The organism is Vibrio sp. D173a (assembly GCF_030248475.1).
Genome location: NZ_JAHGAH010000533.1, coordinates 1 through 2273, shown reverse-complemented (window position 1 = coordinate 2273; position 2273 = coordinate 1). Strand labels below are relative to the sequence as shown.

At 47.6% G+C, this 2273-nt stretch carries 2 protein-coding genes; both read left to right on the top strand.

Annotated features, from left to right (window positions below; translation table 11 throughout):
* Positions 1 to 26 precede the first annotated feature (26 nt).
* The gene (gene ilvN / locus KIV40_RS27320) at positions 27 to 521 is read left to right on the top strand and encodes an acetolactate synthase small subunit (protein WP_285352336.1); all 495 of its coding nucleotides are present in this window, start codon (positions 27 to 29) and stop codon (positions 519 to 521) included.
* Between the two features lie 103 nt (positions 522 to 624).
* A partial coding sequence (locus tag KIV40_RS27315) for a diguanylate cyclase (protein ID WP_285352334.1) occupies positions 625 to 2273 on the top strand: 1649 nt, incomplete at its 3' end.

Here is a 2273-nt window from a genome sequence, read left to right as displayed (position 1 = left end):
GCTAAGCAAAACGGAGAGAACATAGTATGAGACACATTATTTCGCTGTTAATGGAAAACCAACCGGGTGCCTTGTCTCGAGTGGTTGGCTTGTTTTCTCAACGTGGTTACAACATTGAATCGCTCAACGTATCTCCGACAGATGATCCAACGCTTTCACGCCTAAACGTGACAACCAATTCGAATGAGATGCAACTGGAGCAGATTCAAAAGCAGCTGCACAAGCTGATCGATGTACTTAAGGTTCAAGAAGTTTCAGAGTTGGATCATATTGAGCGCGAACTGCTGATGGTTAAGGTGCGTGCTAGCGGTTTTGCTCGTGCAGAAGTGAAACGCACAGCGGATATCTTCCGTGGCCAGATCGTGGATGTCACCGCTTCTCAGTATACGGTGCAGATGGCTGGCACCAGCGAGAAACTGGATGCATTTATTCAGGCGCTCTCTGAAGTGACTGAGGTGCTTGAAGTGGCGCGCAGTGGCGTAGTCGGGATTGCTCGAGGTGAGCGCTCTCTGAAAGCTTAAGCAAATTGTATGATAAAAAGCCGCATTAAGTGCGGCTTTTTTATTTTGTTAATTGATAACAATGATATAATTCTCGCCATATTTACCCTATTTTGAGCAACTAATGAGAAATAAAAAAACAATCGCTACGCTTCTCGTTATTTGCGTCACCTTTTGCGCAGCTATTGGATTGTATTACCAGCAGCGCTATCAAGATGTCAAAAAGCAGAGCTATCAACGCACTGCGAAACAAGCACTTCATCAACTTGTCTATGCTGAGCGAGACTACAACGTATTGAAAGATCAGTTGGTCTCTATGATGCAACTGCTTAGCCACAGTCAAAGCCTAGTCGACTTCGCAACATCACCTTCTCCAGAAAATCAGAATCTCTTGGAAGAAGTGTGGCAGTCGGTGTTGGTTAACCAAAAATGGTACACCCAGATCCATCTACTTGATATCGACGGTCATGAGAGGGTCAGAGTCAACTATGCCTCACGAACTGGTGCTGTCACTCTGCCTAAAGACCTACAAGATAAATCGGATTACAGCTACTTCCATTACGCTCAAACTCTGGAGGAGGAGGAGATTGGTGGTTGGGGAATTGAGTTGGAAACCGAATACGGTGAGATCTCTTACCCATACACACCCGTGCTGCGCGTGATCACGCCTGTTCAGACGCCAGAGCGCCGCGTCGGTTATCTGGTGGTAAACCTCGATGTTTGGGGATTAGCTTCGCGTTTAAACTTCTCTCCTGATTTCGACTTCCGTGCGGAGGTGGTGAATCAATACGGCTACTACATTGCTAGCCAAAACAAGAGCAAGTTGTTTGGCGACTCAATTCCAGAGCGTAAAGGATTCAACCTAGCTCAAATCGCACCAAAGACCTGGCAAGCGCTTTCGTCTGAGCGCATGGGTTATGTGTTTGAAGATGGCAATCTGTTCGCCTTCAATACGGTCGACCTTGCTCAGCATCAGAGAATGCATCTGATTATCCAGTTGAACTCTGCACAACTACTGGAGCGAGCAGAGCGTGACCTTAACGACCTAGCTCAAGAGCAGCTAATCGTGTTCTTCACCGTGATGGTGTTTGCTTTCCCGTTAGCGTATCTGGTTACCCATTACCGTCGTCGCAACCTAGAGAGTAAATTAGCTCGTGCTGCATTGAATGGCATGTCAGCGGTGATGATCTCAGACAAGCAGCATCGCACCATCATGACCAACAACGAGTTTGAGAACATGACCGGCTACAGTAAATCGCAGGTCGATGGGAAAAATGCGCTGCAGCTGCTGCTTGAAAACAGTGAGCAGGCTCATACCGCTGAAACCATATGGGCTCACCTTGAGGAGCACGACTTATGGGAAGGGGAGGTTAGCTGTAAGAGTAAGCTTCGTATTCCTTTTACCGCGATTATGCGAGTTCAGGCGGTGAAGAGTAGCTCTGGTAAGGTGAGTTACTTTATTACTTCGCTGGTCGACATTACGGTGCGCAAAGAGCTTGAAGTGAGGCTTCGAATCCTAAGTGAGAGAGATTCTCTCAGCAAACTTTGGAACCGTCGCAAGTTTGAGGAGCAGCTAGCGTACTACTCTCGAATGGTTGAGCGCTACCCAGGCGATTCTCAAATCTGCTTAGCCCTAATTGATATCGACAATTTTAAGCGCATCAATGACGAGTTAGGCCACGATGAGGGGGATCGCGTGATCGCTCGAGTTGCGGCGATACTCCAAGAGAGCCTGAGAACCACAGACTTTGTTGCCCGTGTCGGCGGTGAAGA

Bases quoted from the DNA above. Each gene is read 5' to 3' on its own strand.
- ilvN (WP_285352336.1), top strand. From the start codon at position 27: ATGAGACACATTATTTCGCTGTTAATGGAAAACCAACCGGGTGCCTTG.